The 23,976-nt window shown below is 46.5% G+C and carries 19 protein-coding genes and 1 pseudogene; 15 read left to right on the forward strand and 5 right to left on the reverse strand.

The window, feature by feature from the left end:
* Window positions 1-79 precede the first annotated feature (79 nt).
* Window positions 80-1,966, reverse strand: coding sequence for a molecular chaperone HtpG (gene htpG / locus SD450_RS18450; RefSeq protein ID WP_318345854.1), 1,887 nt, complete (start codon window positions 1,964-1,966; stop codon window positions 80-82).
* A gap of 319 nt (window positions 1,967-2,285) precedes the next feature.
* Between htpG and SD450_RS18455 the strand changes: the two genes are divergently transcribed.
* Together SD450_RS18455 and SD450_RS18460 are read left to right on the forward strand one after the other, a co-directional pair.
* Window positions 2,286-2,942: a TetR family transcriptional regulator C-terminal domain-containing protein gene (locus SD450_RS18455; protein WP_318345855.1), complete on the forward strand. Its 657-nt coding sequence runs from the start codon at window positions 2,286-2,288 to the stop codon at window positions 2,940-2,942.
* Between the two features lie 6 nt (window positions 2,943-2,948).
* On the forward strand, window positions 2,949-4,259 hold the full coding sequence (locus SD450_RS18460; RefSeq protein WP_318345856.1) for an ABC1 kinase family protein: 1,311 nt from the start codon (window positions 2,949-2,951) through the stop codon (window positions 4,257-4,259).
* 72 nt (window positions 4,260-4,331) lie between these two features.
* On the opposite strand, the gene SD450_RS18465 is transcribed toward SD450_RS18460, so the two are convergent.
* Complete coding sequence (locus tag SD450_RS18465) at window positions 4,332-6,782, reverse strand: alpha/beta hydrolase family protein (RefSeq protein WP_318345857.1); 2,451 nt, start codon at window positions 6,780-6,782, stop codon at window positions 4,332-4,334.
* 146 nt (window positions 6,783-6,928) lie between these two features.
* Here SD450_RS18465 and SD450_RS18470 point away from each other — a divergent pair, with 146 nt between their 5' ends.
* Window positions 6,929-7,936 carry a 3-oxoacyl-ACP synthase III family protein gene (locus SD450_RS18470; RefSeq protein WP_318345858.1) on the forward strand — a complete coding sequence of 336 codons (1,008 nt, stop codon included), beginning with the start codon at window positions 6,929-6,931 and terminating at the stop codon, window positions 7,934-7,936.
* 289 nt (window positions 7,937-8,225) lie between these two features.
* Here the strand turns inward: SD450_RS18470 and SD450_RS18475 are convergent.
* Window positions 8,226-10,674: pseudogene (locus tag SD450_RS18475) on the reverse strand (TonB-dependent receptor domain-containing protein).
* Between the two features lie 349 nt (window positions 10,675-11,023).
* On the opposite strand from SD450_RS18475, the gene SD450_RS18480 reads away from it, so the two are divergent.
* On the forward strand, window positions 11,024-11,383 hold the full coding sequence (locus SD450_RS18480) for a CoA-binding protein (protein WP_318345859.1): 360 nt from the start codon (window positions 11,024-11,026) through the stop codon (window positions 11,381-11,383).
* Here the strand turns inward: SD450_RS18480 and SD450_RS18485 are convergent.
* Entirely contained in the window at window positions 11,367-12,845 is a 1,479-nt protein-coding gene (locus tag SD450_RS18485) for a sodium:solute symporter (RefSeq protein WP_318345860.1), read from the reverse strand. The two genes, SD450_RS18480 and SD450_RS18485, sit on opposite strands and share 17 nt — an antisense overlap.
* Before the next feature lie 76 nt (window positions 12,846-12,921).
* Here SD450_RS18485 and recR point away from each other — a divergent pair, with 76 nt between their 5' ends.
* From recR to SD450_RS18530, 9 genes are all read left to right on the forward strand, one after another.
* Window positions 12,922-13,542: a recombination mediator RecR gene (gene recR / locus SD450_RS18490; RefSeq protein WP_318345861.1), complete on the forward strand. Its 621-nt coding sequence runs from the start codon at window positions 12,922-12,924 to the stop codon at window positions 13,540-13,542.
* A gap of 93 nt (window positions 13,543-13,635) precedes the next feature.
* On the forward strand, window positions 13,636-14,997 hold the full coding sequence (locus SD450_RS18495; protein ID WP_318345862.1) for a dihydrolipoamide acetyltransferase family protein: 1,362 nt from the start codon (window positions 13,636-13,638) through the stop codon (window positions 14,995-14,997).
* A gap of 80 nt (window positions 14,998-15,077) precedes the next feature.
* Window positions 15,078-15,851 (forward strand): 3'-5' exonuclease, encoded by a 774-nt coding sequence (locus SD450_RS18500; RefSeq protein WP_318345863.1) that lies wholly within the window; start codon window positions 15,078-15,080, stop codon window positions 15,849-15,851.
* Between the two features lie 33 nt (window positions 15,852-15,884).
* Complete coding sequence (locus SD450_RS18505; RefSeq protein ID WP_318345864.1) at window positions 15,885-16,496, forward strand: fumarylacetoacetate hydrolase family protein; 612 nt, start codon at window positions 15,885-15,887, stop codon at window positions 16,494-16,496.
* Complete coding sequence (locus tag SD450_RS18510) at window positions 16,496-16,834, forward strand: Hpt domain-containing protein (protein WP_318345865.1); 339 nt, start codon at window positions 16,496-16,498, stop codon at window positions 16,832-16,834. The genes SD450_RS18505 and SD450_RS18510 overlap by 1 nt, the downstream gene beginning before the upstream one ends.
* Window positions 16,835-18,082, forward strand: a complete 1,248-nt coding sequence (locus tag SD450_RS18515; RefSeq protein WP_318345866.1) for a competence/damage-inducible protein A — start codon at window positions 16,835-16,837, stop codon at window positions 18,080-18,082.
* 73 nt (window positions 18,083-18,155) lie between these two features.
* Window positions 18,156-18,383, forward strand: a complete 228-nt coding sequence (gene rpmB, locus SD450_RS18520) for a 50S ribosomal protein L28 (protein WP_072879694.1) — start codon at window positions 18,156-18,158, stop codon at window positions 18,381-18,383.
* Between the two features lie 28 nt (window positions 18,384-18,411).
* Window positions 18,412-18,594 carry a 50S ribosomal protein L33 gene (gene rpmG / locus SD450_RS18525; protein ID WP_031444791.1) on the forward strand — a complete coding sequence of 61 codons (183 nt, stop codon included), beginning with the start codon at window positions 18,412-18,414 and terminating at the stop codon, window positions 18,592-18,594.
* Window positions 18,595-18,630: 36 nt separating this feature from the next.
* Window positions 18,631-18,783, forward strand: coding sequence for a DUF4295 domain-containing protein (locus SD450_RS18530; protein WP_072879696.1), 153 nt, complete (start codon window positions 18,631-18,633; stop codon window positions 18,781-18,783).
* A 65-nt stretch (window positions 18,784-18,848) separates the two neighbouring features.
* Here the strand turns inward: SD450_RS18530 and SD450_RS18535 are convergent, their stop codons facing one another.
* Window positions 18,849-20,732 (reverse strand): immunoglobulin domain-containing protein, encoded by a 1,884-nt coding sequence (locus tag SD450_RS18535; RefSeq protein ID WP_318345867.1) that lies wholly within the window; start codon window positions 20,730-20,732, stop codon window positions 18,849-18,851.
* A gap of 223 nt (window positions 20,733-20,955) precedes the next feature.
* On the opposite strand from SD450_RS18535, the gene ftsY reads away from it, so the two are divergent.
* Both ftsY and SD450_RS18545 read left to right on the forward strand, forming a co-directional pair.
* On the forward strand, window positions 20,956-21,912 hold the full coding sequence (gene ftsY / locus SD450_RS18540; RefSeq protein ID WP_072879700.1) for a signal recognition particle-docking protein FtsY: 957 nt from the start codon (window positions 20,956-20,958) through the stop codon (window positions 21,910-21,912).
* Window positions 21,913-21,917: 5 nt separating this feature from the next.
* On the forward strand, window positions 21,918-23,579 hold the full coding sequence (locus SD450_RS18545; RefSeq protein ID WP_318345868.1) for an amidase family protein: 1,662 nt from the start codon (window positions 21,918-21,920) through the stop codon (window positions 23,577-23,579).
* The last annotated feature ends 397 nt before the right edge of the window (window positions 23,580-23,976 follow it).

Below are 23,976 nucleotides of genomic sequence, written 5' to 3' on the forward strand. Positions count from 1 at the left end.
CTAGAACCAATATAGTCATTAAAACGAAAAACCGCTCAAAATGAGCGGTTTTGTATCAATTGTGAATCAAAATGATTTGCTACTTGATCATCTCATAACTGCGGGCAATGAACTTCGTGAGTTCCTCGCCTTTTAGCAATCCTTTGGACAATCTGGCCAAATCCAAGGATTGGTTGATCAGGCGTTCCCTTTTTTTGTCCGTCTTCGTGTTCAAGATCTCGCCCACCAGCTCATGGTTGGTGTTCACGATGAGGTTGTACATATCCGGCATATTGCCCATCCCGAACATGCCGCCGCCACCAGTGCGCTGCATTTCCTTCATTCTCCGCATAAATTCAGGTTCCGTGATGATGAAAGGGGAAGCTGTACTGTCCATGGCCTCCAATTGTATGGTATAGCCCTTGTCGGCAATGACGCTTTCCAGACTGGTCTTCAATTGCTCTTTTTCCTCATCCGAAAGTTTGGAAATGGCCGTGTCCTCTTTTTTGATGAGGTTGTCGATATGGTCGGCATCCACCCGCACGAAAGAAACCTTCTCCTTGGAGGTCTCCAATTTTTGTAAGAGGTGCGGAACAATGGGCGAATCCATCAAAAGCACCTCATAGCCCTTGGTCTTGGCCGCCTCGATGTAGCTGTGCTGTGCCTCTTTGTCCGAAGCATAGAGCACCACCATCGTACCGTCCTTATCCGTTTGGGTGTCCTTGATCTTGGCCTCCAGTTCCTCGAACGTATGGAAAGCTCCTTCCACGGTGGGGAACAGGGCAAATTTTTCCGCTTTCTCAAAGAATTTCTCCTCGGTGAGCATTCCGTATTCGATCACCACCTTGATGTCGTTCCACTTTTGCTCAAAATCCTCACGATTGTTCTTGAAAAGGGAGCTCAACTTGTCCGCAACCTTTCGGGTGATATAGGATGAAATTTTCTTCACCGCGCCATCTGCCTGAAGATAGGACCTGGAAACGTTCAAGGGAATATCGGGCGAATCGATGACACCTCGGAGCATGGTCAGGAACTCAGGGACTATGCCTTCCACATTGTCCGTTACGAACACTTGGTTCTGGTACAATTGTATCCTGTCCTTTTGGATGTTGAGATCGTTGCTCAATTTGGGAAAGTATAGGATACCTGTCAGGTTGAAGGGATAGTCCACGTTGAGATGGATGTGGAAAAGCGGCTCCTCGAACTGCATGGGGTAGAGTTCCCTGTAGAAACTCTTATAATCCTCGTCCTTCAGGTCGGTGGGCTGTTTGGTCCAGGCCGGTTCTGGATTGTTGATGATGTTGTCCACCTCTTGGGTAGGGGCCGGTTCGTCTTCTTTGGCCCCTTCCGGTTTGGGCAGAGTCTCCTTTTTGGTGCCAAATTTGATTGGGATGGGCATGAACTTGTTGTACTTCACCAAAAGCTGACGGATTTTGGAATCTTCCAAAAACTCAGTGGAATCCTCGGCCACATGGAGAATGATCTCCGTTCCCCTTTCCTTTTTATCGGCACTTTCCAGGGTAAATTCTGGAGATCCGTCACAGATCCAATGCACGGCCGGTTCGTCCTTGAAACTCTTGGTGATGATCTCCACCTTTTCGGCCACCATGAAAGCGGAATAGAAACCAAGGCCAAAATGCCCTATGATGCCCGCTTCCTTGCCAGCGTCCTTGTATTTGTCCAAGAATTCCTCGGCACCGGAGAAGGCGACCTCGTTGATGTATTTTTTGACCTCTTCCTCGGTCATCCCGATACCTTGGTCAATAATATGGATGCGTTTTTGGTCCTTGTCCACTTTCACCTCTATGATGGGGTTGCCATATTCTACCTTCGCTTCACCGATGGAGGTCAAGTGTTTTAGTTTTAAGGTTGCATCCGTAGCGTTGGATATCAATTCCCTTAAAAAGATTTCGTGATCACTGTACAGAAACTTTTTGATCAAGGGAAAAATGTTCTCTACCGAAACATTGATTTTACCTGTTGCCATTGTTGTCTATATTTTTCTTTACTCCCGTTTGGACAAAAAAAATACCAGAATGGCAAATCTGACAAACTGACATTGATCCTCATCCTGAGCTGGCAAATGTCAACTTTAACAAAATTTTGTTTATTCTTTTTGATGAAAAATTAAACAATATAGGTATATTTACAGTGTTATAGGGAAAATTGCTATGAGATAGTACTACACTATAACAATTTGTTTATTTATTGGTTAGGTTGTTGAAAATGCACTTTCGCCTGAAAGTGCATTTTCTTTAAGTGGTTCCACTTGACGGCCCAACCTCCAAAATTTAATTCTCATCAGTATGGCAAATACAAGCAAAACTGCTATCACAGCGGACAAATTGATTACACTGTATATGGATCATGTACTGGAAAATGAAAAAATTCCAGGATCGGTGTATAAGTTTTGTAAGGAGCATAAGATAAAGGAGGAGGAGTTTTACACTTTTTTTGGTTCCTTCGAGGTGCTTCAAGCGGCCATTTGGGACCGTTTTTTTGAAAATACCATGGGGCTTTTGCAAAAGAACAAACAGTTCAACACCATGTCGAATGAGGAAAAGATGCTTACTTTTCTCTTCACTTTTTTTGAAAACCTGGGCTTGAACAGGAGCTATGTCCTATTTGTTCTAAAGGCGCACAAAAATCCCATTGAAAATCTATCACAACTAAAAGGTCTTCGGAAGCAGTTCAAAAATTTTGCTTCAGGACTCATCGAGGAAAAAAACAGTGAAAAGAACCTGAAAATCTTACAGCACAATGCACCACTTTTCTCGGAAGGGGCATGGTTGCAGTTTTTGTTCCTCCTAAAATTTTGGATGGAGGACGGTTCCCCTGGTTTTGAGAAAACGGATATCGCCATAGAAAAATCGGTGACCACCATTTTCCAGATTTTTGAAAACACCTCATTGGAGAAAATAATCGATCTTGGAAAGTTCCTATATAAGGAAAAGTTTGTGTAGTCGCCTATGAAAACATTGGACAGGATACCTACGGGGAAGATGGAACGCGCCGGGAAATTGGTGAGCACCGGGGTTAAGATTGGTGGCAACTACGTCAAATATTATGGTAAAAAACTGGTCAATCCGGAAACTTCCAAAGAAGAATTGGATAGGGACAATGCAGAGGATATTTATGATGGGTTGAAAAGTTTGAAGGGAAGTGCCCTCAAGGTCGCCCAAATGCTCAGCATGGAGAAGAACCTATTGCCCCGTGCCTATGTGGAAAAGTTTTCCCTTTCGCAATTTTCCGTGCCTCCACTCTCTGCACCATTGGTGCGGAAGACCTTCAAAAAATACTTGGGAAAATATCCTGAGGACATCTTTGACACTTTTGAAAAGGATTCCATCAATGCTGCTAGTATTGGCCAAGTGCACAGGGCTACTAAAGATGGCAAACAGTTGGCGGTGAAGATCCAATATCCCGGTGTGGCGGAAAGCATCAGTAGCGATTTGGCATTGGTGAAGCCCGTGGCCATCAAAATGTTCAACTTGAAAGGGAAGGACTCCGAAAAATACTTCAAGGAGGTGGAGCACAAACTGATTGAGGAGACCGATTACATTTTGGAACTCCAACAGAGTACGGAAATCACCAAAGCCTGTGAGGTAATCCAAGGCATGGAATTTCCGAGGTATTATCCCGAACTTTCCAGCGAGCGGATATTGACCATGGACTGGATGAAGGGCATCCATCTGGGAGAGTTTGTCCAAAAGCAATTTGGGTCCGAACTGGGCAACAGATTGGGGCAGGCATTGTGGGATTTTTACATGTTCCAGATCCATCAGCTCAGAAAAGTACATGCAGACCCCCATCCCGGAAATTTTTTGGTCAGCCCCAAGGGAAAACTCATTGCCATAGATTTTGGCTGCATCAAGGAAATACCCGAAGAGTTTTATGTTCCGTATTTTGAATTGGCCAAAGAAGAGAACATCAATGATGATAAGGTCTTCATGCAGAAGTTGTACGAACTGGAAATACTGACCCCCACCGACACGAAGGAGGAGCTTACCTTTTTTACGGCACTGTTCAAGGAAATGCTCAGCATATTTACATCCCCTTTTCATAAAGCGGAATTTGATTTTGGGGATGATGTTTTTTGGTCCAGGATTGCCGATTTGAGCGAACGATACTCCAAGGATGAACAGATTCGAAAAATGAACGGAAACCGGGGGTCCAAGCACTTTTTGTACATCAACCGGACCTTTTTTGGACTGTACAACCTCCTGCATGATCTGAAGGCCAAGATACGTGTGGGCAATTTTGTCCCACAGCCGAATTGATTCAAAATGTCATATAAAAAAAGCATCCTAAACCAAGGGGCTTAGGATGCTTTCAAGTGGATTGGATCAATCTTAATTTGACCCGGAAATGTTGTCACTGTTCATTTCCTGCTTTTGCTTTACGTATTTTTCCAACCATTGGTCCTGCTCCCACAAAAGGTGCAAAATGCTTTCCTTGGCCCTGTAGCCATGGCTTTCCTTGGGCAGCATCACCAAACGGACAGTGGCTCCCAGTCCTTTCAGGGCATTGAAATAACGTTCGCTCTGCATGGGGTAGGTACCGGAATTGTTGTCCGCCTCCCCATGGACCAAAAGTAAGGGTGTCTTCATTTTATCGGCATGCATAAAAGGGGACATGGTATAGTACACTTCGGGGGCTTCCCAATAATTCCGTTCCTCACTCTGGAACCCGAACGGGGTCAGGGTCCTGTTATAGGCACCGCTTCGTGCAATCCCTGCGGCAAAAAGGTCGGAGTGGGAGAGCAGGTTGGCCACCATGAAGGCACCGTAGCTGTGTCCGCCAACGGCAACACGTTCCGTATCAATATAGCCCATGGCGTCCACTGCATCTATCGCAGCTTTGGCATTGGCCACCAATTGGCTCTTAAACGTATCGTTGGGCTGCTCTTCGCCTTCGCCGATGATGGGGAAGGAGGCATCATCCAAGACCACATAGCCACGGGTCACCCAATAAATGGGCGAGCCCCAGTAGGGATAGGTGAATTCATTCGGGTTCTGAGTGTTCTGCGAGGCACTGTTCTTGTCCTTGAATTCCCTGGGGTAGGCCCAAAGGATCATGGGCATTTTTTCTTTTTTCTGCATATCATAGTCCACGGGAAGGTATAGTGTGCCGGTCAGTTCCAATCCATCGTCCCTTTTGTAGGTAATGACTTCCTTGTGCACATTTTGGATGCTCTGGTAGGGGTTCTCAAAAGCAGTGAGCTGCATGGGCCCTTTTCTTTTGATGATACTTTTGTAATAATAATTGGGGTATTCGCTGGGCGATTCGATGCGGACCAATAATTGGTCCTTTTCCGGATTGTACTCGATGAGGCGCTCCAACTTGTTTTCCAACTTGGAAGTGTACAAACGGGTCTTTTTCAGGGAGTTCAGATCCATTTTTTCCACGAAGGGAAATTGGCCTTTCTCGGTGTATCCATCGCCCAACAGATAAGCATTGTTGTTTTTGTCGAGGGAAAGCACCCAGCTTCCGTTTTCATTTCTCTCGGTGATGAAGTTGCCAGGATCACTGTACACGTCCTGATAGTTCCTGTCCGAAATGATCTTGGGTTCTTTTTCTGGGTTGGAAGGATCAAAAAGATAGGTTTTGGTGTTCCGATCGTTCCACCAACGGTCATGGGCAATGGCAATATCATCGTTGCCCCATTGGATCCAGCCGAACCTGTTCTTTGTTTTCAACAATGATCTGGCCTGCCCATTGAAAGGCGCTTCCAGTTCAAAAACCTCGTCACGGTAAGGAACCTCATTTTGGGGATCTCCACCATCCAAGGCCTCCACATAGACCAAGGTTGCAGGTTTGTCATTTCTCCAACTCAGGTCGCGCATGCCGGTCCTTTCGGCCATAAAACCTTGGGGCAGATCCTCAATAAGGGGTATTTCCAGCATTTTCTTCACCAATTTGCCGTCCTTGTCATAAATGTTCGTGGTGTTCGGAAACCTGTAGTAGGGCACCAAATAGGAAAATGGCTTGTCCAAGGTCACTGTCATCACATAATTGCCATCCGGCGAAAAACTGATGCTGGTGTACATATCCGTTTCTTTCCATTTGGTCTTGCTTCCGTCCAATTTTACTTTGTAAAGTTCGGACCGTGCCAATTGCTCAAAGTTGAATTCATCATTGGGGTTCTTCAACAGATCTTGATAGGTCCTGTTCTGGGCTTTTTTGCCATCGTTGGCAGAGATGGTGGGGCCATCGGGGATGGCTTCGCTCACATCGATTAATGGTTTTCGGTCACTCGGCAACATTTTGACCAGAAGCGATTCCCCATCCTTGAACCAATTGATCACATCCCTCATATTGGCGTTCACATTGGCATCGGTAAGTTTGGTCGCCTTGGCGGTTTCCACATCCAGCACCATGATCTCCACACCTTCCGAAGTAGTATGGGTAAAGGCCATTTTGGATTGGTCGGGTGACCAGTTGAAATTGGCCAATCGTGGATTTTTGGGCAGACCTTCCACTCGGGTTCCATCTTTCTCCCCAATTTTTTTCACCACGATGTTGTTATAATAATTGGTACGGCTGCCAATGTTGGTCTTTGGGTTGATCCGAAGACCTGCCAAACGGAGTTCCGTCTCCGAAAGTTCGGCTATCGTTTTGTAATAATCGCTATAAAGTAGCAGCATATGTTTGCCATCGTCGGCAATCAGGACGCTGGGTGCCGTAGGGGCATTCACCAGTTCCAGTATTTCTTCAGGTGGTTGTTGATAGGTCAGTTTTTCCTGCGATTGCCCCCAACAGAAAGCGAGCAACGCCAGAAAAACCAAGTAGTGTTTTCTCATGATGATTTTTTTAAGGGTTACGATTTTGATGAATCTTTAAATGTACAATTTTTTAAAAGTATTATTTTGGCAGACTTTTGAATATTTGGCTTGAATATTTGCTAATTTTCAATTTGTAACTATCTTTTTGATATAAATTTTTTATCATGTACAATTCCAAGATAGCAGGATTGGGTTTCTACGTCCCTGAAAATGTGGTCACCAATGATGACCTTTCCAAGATAATGGACACCAATGACGAATGGATACAGGAACGTACCGGGATCCAAGAACGGCGCCATGTGGTCAAAGGTGAGGACACCACGACCTCCATGGGGGTAAAGGCGGCCCAAAAGGCGATAGAACGTGCCGGAATAGATAAGAACGACATTGATTTCATCGTTTTTGCCACCTTGAGTCCAGACTACTACTTTCCAGGCCCAGGGGTCTTGGTCCAAAGGGATTTGGGCCTCAAAACTGTGGGAGCCCTTGATATCCGAAACCAGTGTTCCGGATTTGTGTACGGGGTTTCGGTGGCCGATCAGTACATCAAAAGTGGGATGTACAAGAATGTTCTGGTCATCGGTTCCGAACTGCATTCCCATGGTCTGGACATGACCACTAGGGGCAGGGGGGTGTCGGTGATTTTTGGTGATGGTGCAGGTGCGGCCGTGATGACGCGCGAAGAAGATCCGAAAAAAGGAGTCTTGTCCACCCACTTGCATTCGGAAGGCGAACATGCCGAAGAACTTTCCCTCATCGCTCCCGGCATGGGAAAACGATGGGTCACGGACATTATTGGTGATGCGGACCCAGAGGATACGTCCTATTTTCCCTATATGAACGGGCAGTTTGTCTTCAAAAATGCCGTGGTGCGTTTCAGTGAGGTGATCATGGAAGGTTTGCAGACCAATAATTTGACCCCAGCGGATATCGATATGTTGATCCCCCATCAGGCCAATCTTAGGATATCCCAGTTCATCCAGAAGAAATTTGGGTTGTCGGACGATCAAGTGTTCAATAACATCATGAAATATGGCAACACCACGGCCGCATCCATTCCCATCGCTTTGACCGAGGCCTGGGAGGCCGGAAAGATCAAGGAAGGTGATCTGGTGGTACTGGCTGCCTTTGGCAGTGGTTTTACTTGGGGCAGTGTCATCATCAGGTGGTAGCAAAAAGTGATATAAATAGCTTGTTGTGCATTTTGAATGAAATTTGTCAGTTCGAGTAATTTTTCGAAAGAAAAATTGTATCGAGAACCAGGATTTCAGACCCAAAACCGTCAATTCGAGTGAAATTCTGAAGGAATTTTGTATCGAGAATCGGTTTTGGCATAAAAACCTTAAAAATGTAAAATACATTAAAATAACAAACCCCGATCTCTTTTGGAGACCGGGGTTCTTTATTGATGCCCTTGAAAGACTAACCAACCAACACTCTGGCAAGGACCGTCAATAAAAGTTAAAGGATGCCGCCGCCACCTTGTTTGGTGTTGTCGTCCCTGTTTTTGCGTTGCTTTGCACGGTTCTTTCCACTTCCGAAGCGATAGGACAGCCCTACGTAAACGTTGTTGCTCTCCCAGTTGAAGGCACCTTCCTGTGCATAGGGGTAATCACCTTCAAAGGCAAAACGCATGGTATTGAATATGTCGTTATAGTTCAGGCTGATGGTGCCCTTGCCCTCATCGAAGCTATAGCGTGCCCCCAAATTGACAAAGTACATGGGGTCTGCGTCAAATTGGATGCTCCTGTTCCTGCCTCGATAGAACCCGAATGCCTGAAGGGTCAGTTTTTTGGTCACCGTAAAACTGTTGTTCATGCGAAGGTTCCAGGCCGTGTTGTCCACTTGTACCCTTTCCGCAACGATATCTTCTTCCGATGGATCAGGGTCTGTGGTGTTCAGGGTTTCCGTTATCCCACGTTGCGTTTGGGAGAACAGGTCAAAACTACCGTTGATGTTCCACCATTTGGTGGGTCTGTAGTTGGTGGACAGTTCCATGCCATACGCAGAGGTCTTGTCAAAATTATCAAAGGTCAAGATGGTCTTGTTCAGGTCCAATCGGTCAATATAGATGGCCCTGTTGATCTCATCGGCAATGCTTCTGTAAAATACCCCTGCCGTTATACTTCCGTTTTTCAAGCGTTTGGTATAGTTGGCCTCGTACGAACTGGTGAACTGTGGCACCAAGTTCGGGTTTCCAAACGCGGAGATCAATGGCGTGGCAAATTCCCTGATGGGGTTTACCTGTTGCAATCCGGGACGGTCCACACGTCTGCTGTAGCTCACTTGCACCTGGTCCCCTTCATTGATGCTATAGGTCACAAATGCCGATGGATAGATCTGTGTGTAATTGTCCGTGAACGCGCGGACGGTGTTGGTGTCCGCCTGTACCTGCACATCCTCGATGCGCACGCCCATCTGATAGGACCATTTTTTGTAGGTCTGACCAAAAGTGGCGTAGGCAGAATAGATGTCCATGTCATAAATGAACTCGGTGGATGGGGTGGGCACCAGTTCTCCGCTGGAATTGAAAGATTGTCCGGTGGAGGAATAATCCACAATGGTCTCAAAGTTTCTCGATTCCAACCCCAACTCCAATTTGGAAATACTGTCCAATGGGTTCACGTAGTCCAAGTTGGCTATGGTCTGGGTGCGCTCGGTGTCCACAAAGTCCATGTAATCAGGGTATAGCGATGCGCCCGTGGACCTGAAATCAGCATCTTGGCCGCTTTCAAAACGGTTGTGGTCCACTTCCAGTTCTATATTGTGTCCTTCCTTGTTGAAATCCAATTTATAATCAAAATTGTACTGTTCGCTCCTGTTGTCGGAGTCATCAATGAACAGCTGGGTAACATTCCGGGAGGGATTGTTTGCATAAGAAACCTCGGTGGCCCCATTACCGATACCATCATAAATGTTCTGGTTGGTAAAGAAGGAGATGGTGTTCTTGTCGTTCAGGTAAAAATCGACCCCCAATTTGTAGAGGTGGGATTTGTTGTTGTTGAGAAAGTCGAATACTTGTCGCGAGTTCTCATCCACCCGTAGAATGCTACCATCGTTCACCCATTTGCCGATGTTGTTGCCATAGTTTCCATAAAAATTGAACTTTCCGTTCCTGTAGTTCAAGTCAATGGAGCTGTTGAACTTGGCCTCGATGCCCTTGGTGAGCCCCATGCTCACATTTCCGTTGAAACCGATGTTGGCATTTTTGTGCAGCACAATGTTGATGATGCCGCTCATGCCTTCAGGATTGTACTTGGCCGATGGATTGGTGATGAGTTCTATGGATTTGATGGATGTTGATGGAATCTGTTTCAACAATTGTGCTACGGGCACATTGGAGAGCTTTCCATCCACCATGACCCGCACGTTGGAGTTGCCCCCTGAGGGTGATGTCGCCCGTTTGGGAATCCACGTTCACGGAAGGGATGTTGTTCATGATATCGGAGGCCGTGGCCCCGGAAGTGGTGAGGTCCTTCCCAACGTTGATCACCTTTCTGTCCACCCGTTGCTCAATGGTGGTGCGCTCGCCCACCAGTTCCACTTCGTTGAGCTCTTGGGTCTGCTCCATCAAAGTGATGGTACCGATGTTCACATTGCGGTTATCTTTGGAAATGACCAGTTTTTGGGAATGGGTCTTATACCCGATAAATTGTACTTCGAACAGAAAGGTTCCATCCGGCAGTTTATTGATCTCAAATGTTCCGTCTTCGGCGGTGATCCCGCCCGTAATGGTCTCGGTGCCATCCTCAGATTTCACGACCACTGCGGCATAGGCCACAGGCTGGTTCATGGCGTTGTCCACCACGGTTCCCGAAATGGAGCCCACAGCGTCCGATGGATTGTTGAAAGCGAATGATGCATTGAGACCGCACAAAAAGAGTGCAAAAAGTAAGGTCAACTTTTTCATGAGTTGTTCGTTTTTTGATTGATGATTGAGTTGATTGATGACATATCTAAGACGCCAGTTGTATGGGAATGTTACAGCAATCCATTTTTTTAACATTCTTTAACAAACAAAAAGGAAATAGGGATTGGATTGTAAGGATGGAACTTCTTGAAGGACAAAGGAAAGTGTATAAAAAGAAGAAACCCCGACAATTGAATTGCCGGGGTTGTACATTGATAAGCTATACTAAACACTAACCATTAACTATAAAAAATACAGTCTTACCAATGAAAATATCTTATATACCAATAGACGGATTAATTTTGAAATCGTTACAGTCTATATATTAGTTTAACACAATAATTAACAAATGGCAAAAGCACTTGTTTTTGGGGCATCATTGGACCCGGGAAGATACAGTAACATGGCAATACGTAGGTTGGTTGAGAACAATATTGAAACAACCGCATTTGGGATACGTGGGGGAACTGTATCAGGGGTACAAATTAAAGACAAACTTGATGATTTTCAAAATATTGACACCATTACCTTGTATTTAAATCCCATAAAACAGAAGGAATACTATCAAAAAATAGTGGATTTGAACCCAAAAAGAGTGATTTTCAATCCCGGAACGGAGAACCCCGAATTTTACCAAATCCTTGAAAAAGCTGGGATTCAGGTCGAGGTGGCCTGCACTTTGGTGCTGTTGGCTACTGGGCAGTATTAATTTTTTCCCTTTTTTTGATGAGCCACAACCCAAAGAAGGTGAGCAGTCCGTTCAACGGTAACAATTCATAGCCCACCTGATAGCCTCCCAAATAGGAGGAAGGGATATTGGCGACCAAAACAATGAGGCAGACCGATAGCAGGGCCACCACCCATACATAGCCATCATGGATTTTGTGCTTGGTCAAAATGCCAAAGGCAAAGAGGCCCAACAAGGGGCCATAAGTATATCCGGCGACCGTCAATAAACTGTCGATCACGTTACTGCTCAGGATATATTTGAAGGCAATGATGACCAAGATCAGCATAAGGCTCATGCCCACGTGCGTGCGCTTGCGTATTTTTTTCTGCTCGGCATCTTCCTTTTTTTCCACGTTCAAAAAATCCACACAGAATGAGGTAGTCAGCGAAGTCAGTGCACTGTCCGCACTACTGTATGCCGCAGCGATCAGTCCCAGCATAAAGGTGATGGAAAGGGCAAGTCCAAGTCCGCTGTTCAGGGCTATTTCGGGGAAAAGCAAATCCGTTTTTGGTGTGCCGTCCATCAGCGGGATGCCTATACCGTTCCGTTTGGCAAAAATGAACAGCAGTGCCCCCAACAACATAAAAAGGAAGGTGACGCCCACCAGGACAAAACTGAAGGAGACCATATTTTTTTGTGCATCCTTCAAGGATTTGCAGGTGAGGTTCTTTTGCATCATATCTTGGTCCAGCCCGGTCATGCAAATGGTCACGAACATGCCGCCCACAAAGGATTTTATAAAATAGTTCCTGTCCAGAAAGCTATCCGTCACCAGAAAATCATTGTAATCCTTTAATTCATCCGAGGCCAAGAACTCGCCAAAGCTCCAGCCCAATTCTTGGTTGATGAACACAATGGAAAGCACCACGGCCACAATCATAAAGAGCGTTTGCAGCGTATCGGTCCAAACAATGGTTTTTATCCCTCCTTTGTTGGTGTAGATCCAGATCAGCAAAATGGAGATCACCACGGTAAACTCAAATCGCACCCCAAGATCATCAAAAACGAATTGCTGCAGCACAATCGCCACGAGGTACAGCCTAAAGGCTGCCCCCAATACCCGGGAGACGAAGAAAAAGAACGCCCCTGTCTTGTGGCTTACCGTCCCGAACCGCTCCAGAAGGTATTCATATATGGAAGTAAGGTTGAGCCTGTAGTACAAGGGCAACAACACAAAGGCCACCACAAAATAGCCGACCAAATAACCCAGTACCACCTGCATGTAGTTGAACTGGCTGTCCTCCACCCATCCCGGGACCGATATGAACGTCACCCCCGAAAGCGAAGCGCCCACCATTCCGAAGGCCACCAAGAACCAGGGCGATTGCTTCCCTGCCTTGAAAAAATCGGCGTTGGAATCGTTCTTTCCTGTAAAATATGAAATCAATATAAGTACCAAGAAATAGGCGCCTATGAGCAGTAGAATTTGAGTGGCGGACATAGATGAATTTTGATTTGCAAAGTACAAAAGTAAATTGGTAAAGCTAAAATCGTAATTTTGTGGGAGATTAGAGCCTATGGAATTTTCGTCCAAATTATTGGAAAATGCGGTCCAGGAAATGTCGCACTTGCCCGGCATAGGAAAGCGCACGGCATTGCGGTTGGTCCTTCACCTGCTGAAACAACCACAGGAGCGGACGGAACTGCTCACCGATGCCCTGATGAAACTCAAGAGCGAAGTGAATTTCTGCAGGAGTTGCCACAACATTTCCGATACCGAACTCTGCGAGATATGCGCCAACCCCAAACGGGATGAGAGCTTGGTGTGCGTGGTGGAGGACATAAGGGACGTGATGGCCATCGAGAACACGTCGCAGTACAAGGGCCTTTATCATGTGCTTGGCGGCAAGATATCGCCCATGGAAGGGGTGGGTCCCCAAGACCTCAACATCACTTCTTTGATCCAAAAGGTCAGGGAAGGTACGGTCAAGGAACTTATTTTTGCCTTGAGTTCGACCATGGAAGGAGATACCACCAATTTTTACATCTATAGGCAACTGGAAGGGTTGGAGGTCGTTACTTCGGCCATCGCCAGGGGCATTTCCGTGGGGGACGAGCTGGAATTTGCCGATGAGGTCACTTTGGGGAGGAGCATTGTGAACAGGGTGCCCTTTGAAAGCTCCATAAAGGCAAATTAAGGAATGATAAAAAATGCACACAAACCAATAATAAGTAGATTTCTTTAGTATTTTTGCAAAATACTATCCAAAATCACTTTGATAAATAGGAATATGGCAAAATTTGAATTGAAATTACCGCAAATGGGAGAGAGTGTCGCCGAGGCCACGTTGACTAATTGGTTGAAAGAAGTGGGCGATACCGTGGAGTTGGATGAGGCCGTTTTCGAAATCGCGACCGATAAAGTGGATTCCGAGGTTCCCAGTGAGGTGGAAGGTGTGCTGTTGGAAAAGCGGTTCGATGTGGACGATGTCATAAAAGTGGGTGAAGTGGTTGCCGTGATCCAAGTGGATGGCGATGCGGACGATGTTTCAGGGGATACTGACAGTGCTGATGAAGAGGAAGAGCCTGTAGCGGAACAGGTTGAGGCCTTGGAGACCCAAATGGCCCATGTGAAGGAATCCGTGACCACCGCAAAACCAGACTTTTCCAGTTCAGAACGATTTTATTCACCTTTGGTGAAAAATATAGCCAAGGAAGAAGGCGTCTCCATGGAAGAACTGGAAGCCATTGTAGGCACCGGTAAAGAAGGTAGGGTCACCAAGACCGATATCATGGCCTATCTGGAAGACCGTTCCAATGGAAGTGCAAAACCTGCCCCAACTCAGGCACCAAAAGAGCAAAAACCGGTCGAGGAAGCACCAAAGCCGCAACCACAGAAAGCAATAGAGGAGAAACCCAAACATGCACCCATTCCAGTAGGACATGGGGACGAGGTCATTCCATTGACCCGAATGGGAAAACTCATTGCCCAGCATATGGTCGATAGCGTTTCCACCTCTGCGCACGTACAGAGTTTTGTGGAAGTGGATGTGACCAATGTGGTGAACTGGCGAGAAAAAATGAAGAAGGCCTTTGAGCAACGGGAAGGTGAAAAATTGACCTTTACGCCCATATTTATGGAGGCTGTGGCCGTGGCATTGAAAAAATTTCCGATGATGAACATTTCATTGGACGGAGACAAGGTCATCAAAAAGAAAAATATCAATTTGGGAATGGCAGCGGCCCTGCCCGATGGCAACCTGATTGTGCCCGTCATCAAAAATGCGGACCAGTTGAATCTCGTCGGTATGGCGAAAACGGTGAACGATCTCGCCAATAGGGCCCGCAACAACCAGTTGAAGCCCGATGAGGTAAAGGACGGCACCTATACCGTGACCAATGTGGGCACGTTTGGCAGCGTGTTCGGTACGCCCATCATCAACCAGCCACAAGTGGGTATTCTGGCGTTGGGGGCCATTCGGAAACTGCCTTCCGTCATCGAGACCGATCAGGGGGAATATATAGGTATCCGAAGCAAAATGTTCCTGTCGCACAGTTACGACCATAGGGTGGTGAACGGTGCTTTGGGTGGAATGTTCGTCAAGGCTGTCGCCGATTATTTGGAGGCTTGGGACGTGAACAGGGAAATATAACCGGGAAAAACGGTGCATGTTCCTTTCACTATGTGTAATTTAGGGAGCTAAAGCCTTAAACAAACATTCAAAGACCCCACATGCAGTTACAATTGACCAAACCTATCTGTTTTTTTGACCTGGAGACCACTGGGACCAATGTGGCCAAGGACAGGATTGTGGAGATTTCCATCTTAAAGGTATATCCCAACGGGAACAAGGAGAGTCGAACATGGTTGGTGAACCCAGAAATGCCCATTTCTCCCGAATCGGAGGCTGTTCATGGCATATCCAATGAAAAAGTGGCCAACGAGCCGACTTTCAAACAATTGTCCAAGGAAATTTATAAGATGATCAAGGACAGTGATCTCGCAGGTTTCAATTCTGACCGCTTCGATATCCCACTTCTGGTGGAGGAAATGCTTAGGGCGGATATTGATTTTGATATGAAGAACATGGTGTCCGTGGATGTGCAGACCATTTTCCATAAAATGGAAAAGCGCACCTTGGAAGCTGCCTACAAGTTCTATTGCGATAAAAATTTGGAAGATGCCCACAGTGCGGAGGCCGATACCATGGCCACTTACGAAGTGCTGTTGGCCCAACTGGAAAGATACCCCGAACTGGAGAACAACGTAAAAAAGTTGTCCGAGTTCACGACACGGAAACAAGCGCTGGATTTTGCGGGTTTCATAGTCTTGGACGAAGAAGAAAGGGCCATTTTCTCATTCGGCAAGCACAAGGGAAAAGCGGTGGATGAGGTCCTTGAGGCGGAACCCGGCTATTTTGGTTGGATCTTGAACGCCGACTTCCCACTCTACACCAAAAAAGTACTTACCCAGATCAAGTTGAGCAAGCTCAACACCAAACTTTGAAAAACAAACAAAACACCCCCAACAAACAATTCTATGAAACTGATATGTATCGGTCGCAATTATGTGGACCACATTGAAGAACTGAACAATGAGCGTCCGGAGGAACCGATCGTCTTCATCAAACCCGATTCGGCCATACTCCCCAAGGAACAGGATTTCTACATCCCCGAGTTTTCCAACGATGTCCACCATGAAGTGGAGGTCTTGGTCAAGATCAAAAAAGTGGGAAAGCACATTGCCAGGGAATTTGCCCACAACTATTATGATGAAATTGGCCTAGGAATAGATTTCACGGCCAGGGACCTGCAGGCCAAACTGAAAGCAAAGGGACTGCCCTGGGAAAAGGCCAAGGGATTTGATGGCTCTGCGGTCATCGGGAATTGGTTGCCCAAGAGCAGGTTCAAAAATGTGGACCAACTCGATTTTTCCCTCTCAAAAAATGGAGAAACCGTCCAGAAAGGAAATACCGCTCTGATGTTGTGGAAGATAGATGAGATCATTGCCCATGTGTCCACGTATTTCATGCTGAAAAAGGGAGATATTTTGTTTACGGGCACCCCTGCCGGTGTTGGTAAAGTAAGCCCAAATGACTACCTTTCAGGAATGCTTGAAGGAGAAACGCTATTTGAAATTAATGTAAGATAATGATTTACAACCTCGATAAAATCAATGAAATGGCCGAAGGCGATGAAGATTTCATTACCTCTGTGATTTCCGTATTCTTGGAAGAAGTTCCTGAAGACTTGGAAGGATTGGAAAGGGCCATTGGAAACAAAGACCATGAAAATGTCTATAAACTGGCCCACAAGATAAAGCCCAATGTCGATATTCTGGGGATGGAGCAGACCAGGGCACGGGCGTTGGAAATAGAGACCTTGGGAAAAAATGAAGCAAGTATGGAGGAGATAGCGGAAAAGTTCCCGATGCTCAAGAAAGATGTCCTTCAGGTCGTGGCAGAACTTAAAAAAGATTTTGATCTATAGATGCAGGCCGAGATCATCACCATTGGGGATGAAATCCTTATTGGACAAATCGTTGACTCCAATTCCGCGTTCATTGCCAAAGAGCTCAACCAGATTGGCGTTTCGGTATATCAGATAACTTCGGTGCAGGACGACCGGGAGCACATCGCCAACGCACTGCAAGAGGCGGGCGATCGTTCTTCCGTCGTCATTGTTACGGGAGGGCTTGGCCCGACCAAGGACGATGTCACCAAGGAAACGCTCTGTAACTTCTTCGGGGATACCCTCGTGCAGGACCAAGCGGTCTTGGAGCACATAGAGGAGCTTTTCAGAAAATACATCACCACGCCCATTTCCGACCTGAACCGCAGACAGGCATTGGTGCCCTCCAAGGCAACGGTGCTCCACAATGCGTTCGGAACGGCACCGGGCCTATGGATGAAAAAGGGCGATGTGTCCTATTTTTTTCTGCCAGGGGTTCCCTATGAGATGAAAAACCTCATCACCAGTTCGGTATTGCCCAATATCATGGAAACCTACGAACGGCCCTATATCGTCCACAAGACTTTATTGACCTACGGTATGGGCGAAAGTGCCATCGCCGAGAAAATAGAGTCGTGGGAGAACAATCTACCATCCCATATCAAGTTGGCCTATTTGCCCAATTTGGGCAGGGTAAGGCTCAGGCTTTCCTCCAAAGGAGTGGATAGGGAAGTGCTCTTGGCATCCATAGAGGAGGAGGTCAAAAAATTGTACCCCATTATCGGGGACATCATTTATGGTGAAGAGGAAGATGGGACCATCGAAAGCCAAATGGGCAAATTTTTGACCCAAAGGCAGATGACCCTGGCCACAGCCGAAAGCTTTACCGGGGGAAGGATCGCCGAACAGATCATATCGGTACCGGGATCTTCCAACTATTTCAAGGGAGGTGTGGTCAGTTATGCCACGGAGACCAAGATCAAGATGCTGGGCGTACCGGAAGACTTGATTCAAAAACATTCCGTGGTGAGCGAAGAAGTGGCCATTGCCATGGCAGAGAACGTCAGGAACCTATTGGGAACCGATTTTGCGGTGTCCACCACGGGCAATGCCGGGCCCACCAAAGGTGACTCCGATGCCGATGTGGGAACGGTCTATATCGGGATCAGTACCCCAAGAGGCACAACGGCCCATAAATTTGCCATGGGAAACCATAGGGAACGGGTGGTGAAGAAGTCTGTAAGCAAGGCTTTTGAACTGCTTTACAAAGAAATTTTAAATTTCTGAAAAAGAATTTTGTACGTCCCGTTAAAATGGTATAAATTTGCAGCCTCAATAAAATCACTCAAAAGTTAGGGAGATGTCTAAAGTTTGTGAAGTTACAGGAAAAAAGGTGATGTTTGGAAACAACGTATCCTTTTCTATCAATAAGACCAAGAGAAGGTTCGATGTGAACGTTTCCAAGAAGAAGTTTTACATTCCTGAAGAAGACCGTTGGGTAACCTTGAACGTATCTTCCAAAGGATTGAAAATCATCAACAAGAAGGGTATCTCTGCTGTATTGAAGGAGATGAATGCCCAAAAGTAAGTAGTATAAGCGTTTTAAGTACGATACAATGGCCAAGAAAGGAAATAGGATTCAGGTAATTTTGGAGTGCACAGAGCACAAGGAATCTGGTATGCCAGGTACGTCCAGGTACATTACCACCAAGAACAAGAAGAACACGCCAGATAGGATGGAGATCAAAAAATTCAACCCTATCCTTAAGCGCATGACCGTCCATAAAGAAATCAAGTAATCCCTTTTCATCACGAAAAGGCAAACAATATAAGCCATGGCAAAGAAAACAGTAGCAACGCTTCAATCATCATCCAAAAGATTGACCAAGGCCATCAAAATGGTTAAATCTCCAAAAACGGGTGCCTATACTTTCGTAGAGTCTGTAATGGCTCCTGAAATGGTCAACGATTGGTTGAACAAGCAATAAGACAAATTTCCCTTGGGAAATACAGAGCCGCTCATATAGAGCGGCTTTTTTTGTTCCGTTAATTTCTAATTTTTATTCACGCGGTAGGTGATTCTTCGGTTGGAGACCACCGTGCCAACTTGTAGTGTTAATGTAGCGGTATCGCTTGTAGTGGAACCGCATACAAAGGCATCATTGCTTGCCAACAATCGGTAGGCTGCATTGTTTTCGCTGGGGGTTGGGTTGGTGATGGTCAATGTGTTCATAGTGGTACCGGAATAAATGCCCGTGTCGGAAAGGTTGACCCAAGAACCTCCATTGTAATATTGCCATTGGAGCTGGTCGGCAGTCACCGTTGCCGATATGTTTGTTGTGCATCCCGGGCAGGTGGCAACATCCATGGGTTGGGAGGTGATTGTGGGCGGAGCCCCTGCCTCCCTGAAATCATAGGTGGCATTGGAGTCGTTATCGCTAGGTACAGTGTAACCGTTCGATCCACTGGTAACCAATCCCTCCGAATTGATGGTGATGGGGTTCGGTCCCAGACGTCCATCAGCATTATTGTCCGTGAATCCAGACTCCACCACATCGTTGCAGCCATCCCCATCTGCATCCAGTACATAGGCATCATAACTGCCATCACCGTTGGAATCAAAAATGGTATAGGTCAATAGGGCAGAGGCGGTATCGTTGTCCTCAATGGAGTTATGGATGCCGTTTGCCCCAGAATTCCCAAGGGCACCGTCTATCCTGCCGTCATTATTGGCATCGCTGACTCCTGGCTCATCCAGTGCCCCTGATTCTACAAGATCATAAATGCCATCATTGTCGGAGTCAAGATCTAAATGGTTACTGATTCCATCCCCATCCGTGTCACAGATGGAATTGGCGAAGAGTTCCCCTGTAAAACCCTCTGGACCCGGACCCTGCTGATTTGTCAAGGTAAACGTATTGTTGTTCCCCGGTATCCAAGCAATTGTGTTGAAAGGTGTGCCTCCTTGTGCCTCCATAAGCTCCAAGGAGGTAGAAGTAGTGTTTCTGGTTCCATACAGGTTGATCTCCCCATATTCGTTTACCACCAATCTTAACCTGGGAATACCGTTTGAGTTGGCCACCCAAGGTTGGTTGATGAAACTTCCATCAGATTGAAAAACAAAATATTCTTCACCCGCACCCAAGGCACCGTTCTCAAACTCCAAAATGGATGGGTGGGCAGTTGTACCGTTGATGTCCAACTGAAAGGAATTGTCCATCGATGAGAAATCTACCCGTAGATGCCCCGTGCCCGTATGGTTGATGACTACGTTCCGCTCCCCCACATCCGAGGAGGCCAGAAAAGAGGCGCTGATGGTGGAGCAGTACTCTTCTTCGTCCGTGATGCCATCGTTATCATCGTCCAAGTCGACCACATCTATGGCACCATCTCCATCGGTATCCGTGGTAGGGATCGAGGTTGTTGTGATCAGTACATTGTCAATATAGGCGCGGTCATTGCTTTGGGACCAGTTGGCCCCACCCTTCATAAAACGAATGGTGGTGTTGCTCGATATGTATGCCGAAATATCTTGGCTAAAGGAGCCGCTTTGGTTGCCCGAAAAAGTATCCAATGTTGTGAAAGAAGAACCGTCGCTTGAAATTTCGATTATCAGGGTCTCCCCGGCTTCCAAGCTGGAAGTTCGCCAGTCAAAAGAAAGATTTGCCGAGGTATACCCACTTAGATCTGCGGACCTTCTGATGTTTTCGGTCCAGATGTAATAAAAATAGAGCTCTCCGCCCGTCACCCTAATGTATCCGCTGGAAGCACTGTTGTTATCGTTGTATTCCAACCAATTGGTGGACCAGTTTTGGTTACCATCGTTATTGGAATAGGAGATGGAACCAAAGTCGTCCGCAAAGGTATCTTGGCCCACTACAGGAAAGGAAATAGCAGTGAGTAGGATAAAAAGGAGTTTACCTGGATTTTTTATCATCTACTGGTTGTTGTTGTGGATGCTTCAAAAATACAGACTGTTATTATTTCGGGCCAAGTTTTGTTGTGTAGCCCAGTTTTTGGAAGGTAAAATGTTCTTTATCTGGAGTTTACACAAAAATCGTTTATAGGTTCCAAGGAGGTGTCCATGGGCTTATTCTTGAATTTGATCAAACAAAACTCCCCTTACTTTCCTATCTTTGACCATTCTCAAAGAACACAGGATGAGCTTATTCAAGAATATATTTTCAAAGGACAAGAAAGAGACTTTGGACAAGGGCCTGGAAAAATCAAAATCCAGTTTCTTTGGCAAGTTGGGCAAGGCCGTGGCCGGAAAGTCCAAGGTGGACGATGAGGTGCTGGACAACCTCGAGGAGGTTTTGGTCTCCTCGGACGTAGGGGTGAACACTACCCTCAAGATCATTGAACGCATCGAGGAACGGGTCTCCCGGGACAAATACATGGGGACCGATGAACTCAACACCATCCTTCGCGAAGAAATAGCAGGGCTCCTTTCCGAGACCCATGTGGGCGAAAGCACCGAAATCTCCATCCCCACCGATAAAAAACCGTATGTGATCATGGTCGTTGGGGTGAACGGCGTGGGCAAGACCACTACTATTGGGAAGTTGGCACACCAGTTCAAGAACAAGGGACTGAAAGTGGTGTTGGGAGCGGGCGATACCTTCCGGGCGGCCGCCATTGACCAGTTGCAGGTATGGGCGGACAGGGTGCAGGTGCCCATCATCAAACAAAAAATGGGGAGCGATCCCGCTTCCGTGGCATTCGATACCCTCAACTCTGCCGTGGCGGACCAAGCCGATGTGGTATTGGTGGACACTGCCGGTAGGTTGCACAACAAGGTCAATTTGATGAACGAGCTTTCCAAAGTAAAGCGCGTGATGCAAAAAGTGGTACCCGATGCGCCGCACGAAGTACTTTTGGTGCTGGACGGGTCCACAGGGCAAAATGCCTTTGAGCAGGCCAAGCAATTTACCAAGGCCACAGAGGTGACCAGTTTGGCGGTGACCAAGTTGGACGGTACCGCAAAGGGCGGTGTGGTCATCGGTATATCGGACCAGTTCAAGATTCCCGTGAAATACATTGGAGTGGGAGAGGGCATCGAGGACCTCCAAGTTTTTAACAAATACGAATTTGTGGATTCGTTCTTCAAAATGTAAAGTATATGTGCAGACAACTCATCCTCGGCTTTTTGATTATTGTTCTTTCTGCCTGCAAACAGAAAAAGGTGGAACCGAAGGAGGAAGTCGTCCTTTGGACCCCTTATAACGATTCCACAGAGGTGGCGGCCAGTGCCGACAACGAAAACGAACGGATGCGCTACCGGTTCATCCAGAGCAAGGTGTTGGACAAAAATGAGGTGTTCCTGCCCTTGTACGGGGAAGTGTCCCAATTTCCATCGACCCAATACGAGAAGATGAAACCTTTGGTCTTGGAGCAAGACATTCCCACCATCCAGAAACATATCGATGCGGGAACGTTCACCTATGAAGATTTGGTCCTGTTCTACCTGCACCGAATCTACACCTACGAACTTCCGAACAACACTACGCTGAACACCATCATTGCATTGAACCCAAACGTGTTGGAAGAGGCCCGGAAATTGGATGAAGGCCTGGAAACCCATCATCCCATTTATGGGATGCCCATTTTGTTGAAGGACAACATTGGCACTTCGGAAATGAAAACGACCGCCGGAGCTGTTGCATTGATGGACAACCAGACGGAGGATGCCTTTATTGTACAACGATTGAAGGAAAAGGGCGCTCTTATCCTAGGGAAGGTGAACTTGAGCGAATGGGCCAATTTCATCTGCGATGTATGCCCCAACGGACAGAGTGCCGTAGGCGGGCAAACCATGAATCCCTACGGCAGACAACAATTTGATACTGGTGGCTCCAGTGCCGGAAGTGGTACATCGATGGCCGCCAATTATGCGGTAGGCGCGGTTGGGACCGAAACATCGGGTTCCATCCTTTCACCCTCCAGTCAAAACTCGGTCGTGGGCTTAAAACCCACCGTCGGACTGCTGAGCCGTACGGGCATTGTGCCCATTTCCAGTACGTTGGATACGCCGGGCCCCATGACTAGAAACGTGACCGACAATGCCATTTTGTTGGACGCCATGCTGGGCAGGGACGGTGCAGACCCTAAGTCGGTGGAACCTGAACCAGGGGTTTTGTCTGCATGGACACAACCCGAACCCCTGAAAACTGTTCGTTTGGGAGTGATGAAAAATTTGATGGAGCGGGATTCCCTATATGCCCTCAGTGTTGAAAAGCTTCAAGAAGCAGGTGCTGAAATCGTCGAGTTTGAACCCAAGGATGTCCAATTGGATCATTTCCTCACTTTGTTGAATCTGGACATGAAAAAAGACCTTCAGGAATATTTACGCGCCATGGTCAAGAACAAGGACGTGGTAAAAGTGGGGAATATTGAGGATGTGGTCCGTTTCAACAGCGAAGACTCCTTGGTGCGGATACCGTATGGGCAGGCCCGTTTTGATGGTATCTTGGCCGATTCCACTTCCCAAGAAGATTTTGAAAAGATCAAGACCGATTTGAAAAATGCAGGGAAATCTTTCTTTGATGTAATGGAAGGACAACAATTGGATGCCATTTTGAGCATCAACAATTACCATGCAGGTTATGCTGCGGTGGCCGAATATCCTGCCCTGACCATCCCTATGGGGTACAAGCCCAATGGCGAGCCCGAAAGTTTGACCTTTATCGGGAAACCATTTTCAGAGGCGCATCTGCTGCGGATCGGGAAAGCTTTTGAGGCGTTGACCCAGTCTCGAAAAATACCAGCCGGTTATCGGGAGTAGGTGGGATTTGTTTGATTTGAGTATTTTTTGGAGGTTTTCACTTTTGGAAATCTGACTTAATCGACTAAAAGTAATGTTATCTCTTGTTTATATCTAGTCCGTGGACATTAATAAATACATTTTCCGTTTGGGACTTATTGTCAATTGGAAATTTCGACCAAATCAATCGTGTACTATCTGGTGTCTTTAACAAATCAATCCGACGATACTCTGTTAAAAGTCCAATTATAGTGTCATTATTATTTTTAAACTCGAAATCAACATAATTTTTGCCTTTTGATTTAAATGTTATTACATCGACACTATCATGTAGTTGGTTAGGGACATTCAGGAGTAAGCCTGCTTTTTAAAAAATATTAAACTAAATGCCACTGAACCAGATTGGTTTCAGGGGCAT

It is taken from the genome of Flagellimonas baculiformis (assembly GCF_033441575.1).
In the GTDB taxonomy this organism is placed as follows: Bacteria; Bacteroidota; Bacteroidia; order Flavobacteriales; family Flavobacteriaceae; genus Flagellimonas; species Flagellimonas baculiformis.

What these genes read in the sequence shown, in the direction of transcription:
- htpG (WP_318345854.1), bottom strand. Translation starts at nt 1,966, where the DNA reads ATGGCAACAGGTAAAATCAATGTTTCGGTAGAGAACATTTTTCCCTTG.
- SD450_RS18455 (WP_318345855.1), top strand. Translation starts at nt 2,286, where the DNA reads ATGGCAAATACAAGCAAAACTGCTATCACAGCGGACAAATTGATTACA.
- SD450_RS18460 (WP_318345856.1), top strand. Translation starts at nt 2,949, where the DNA reads ATGAAAACATTGGACAGGATACCTACGGGGAAGATGGAACGCGCCGGG.
- SD450_RS18465 (WP_318345857.1), bottom strand. Translation starts at nt 6,782, where the DNA reads ATGAGAAAACACTACTTGGTTTTTCTGGCGTTGCTCGCTTTCTGTTGG.
- SD450_RS18470 (WP_318345858.1), top strand. Translation starts at nt 6,929, where the DNA reads ATGTACAATTCCAAGATAGCAGGATTGGGTTTCTACGTCCCTGAAAAT.
- SD450_RS18480 (WP_318345859.1), top strand. Translation starts at nt 11,024, where the DNA reads ATGGCAAAAGCACTTGTTTTTGGGGCATCATTGGACCCGGGAAGATAC.
- SD450_RS18485 (WP_318345860.1), bottom strand. Translation starts at nt 12,845, where the DNA reads ATGTCCGCCACTCAAATTCTACTGCTCATAGGCGCCTATTTCTTGGTA.
- recR (WP_318345861.1), top strand. Translation starts at nt 12,922, where the DNA reads ATGGAATTTTCGTCCAAATTATTGGAAAATGCGGTCCAGGAAATGTCG.
- SD450_RS18495 (WP_318345862.1), top strand. Translation starts at nt 13,636, where the DNA reads ATGGCAAAATTTGAATTGAAATTACCGCAAATGGGAGAGAGTGTCGCC.
- SD450_RS18500 (WP_318345863.1), top strand. Translation starts at nt 15,078, where the DNA reads ATGCAGTTACAATTGACCAAACCTATCTGTTTTTTTGACCTGGAGACC.
- SD450_RS18505 (WP_318345864.1), top strand. Translation starts at nt 15,885, where the DNA reads ATGAAACTGATATGTATCGGTCGCAATTATGTGGACCACATTGAAGAA.
- SD450_RS18510 (WP_318345865.1), top strand. Translation starts at nt 16,496, where the DNA reads ATGATTTACAACCTCGATAAAATCAATGAAATGGCCGAAGGCGATGAA.
- SD450_RS18515 (WP_318345866.1), top strand. Translation starts at nt 16,835, where the DNA reads ATGCAGGCCGAGATCATCACCATTGGGGATGAAATCCTTATTGGACAA.
- rpmB (WP_072879694.1), top strand. Translation starts at nt 18,156, where the DNA reads ATGTCTAAAGTTTGTGAAGTTACAGGAAAAAAGGTGATGTTTGGAAAC.
- rpmG (WP_031444791.1), top strand. Translation starts at nt 18,412, where the DNA reads ATGGCCAAGAAAGGAAATAGGATTCAGGTAATTTTGGAGTGCACAGAG.
- SD450_RS18530 (WP_072879696.1), top strand. Translation starts at nt 18,631, where the DNA reads ATGGCAAAGAAAACAGTAGCAACGCTTCAATCATCATCCAAAAGATTG.
- SD450_RS18535 (WP_318345867.1), bottom strand. Translation starts at nt 20,732, where the DNA reads ATGATAAAAAATCCAGGTAAACTCCTTTTTATCCTACTCACTGCTATT.
- ftsY (WP_072879700.1), top strand. Translation starts at nt 20,956, where the DNA reads ATGAGCTTATTCAAGAATATATTTTCAAAGGACAAGAAAGAGACTTTG.
- SD450_RS18545 (WP_318345868.1), top strand. Translation starts at nt 21,918, where the DNA reads ATGTGCAGACAACTCATCCTCGGCTTTTTGATTATTGTTCTTTCTGCC.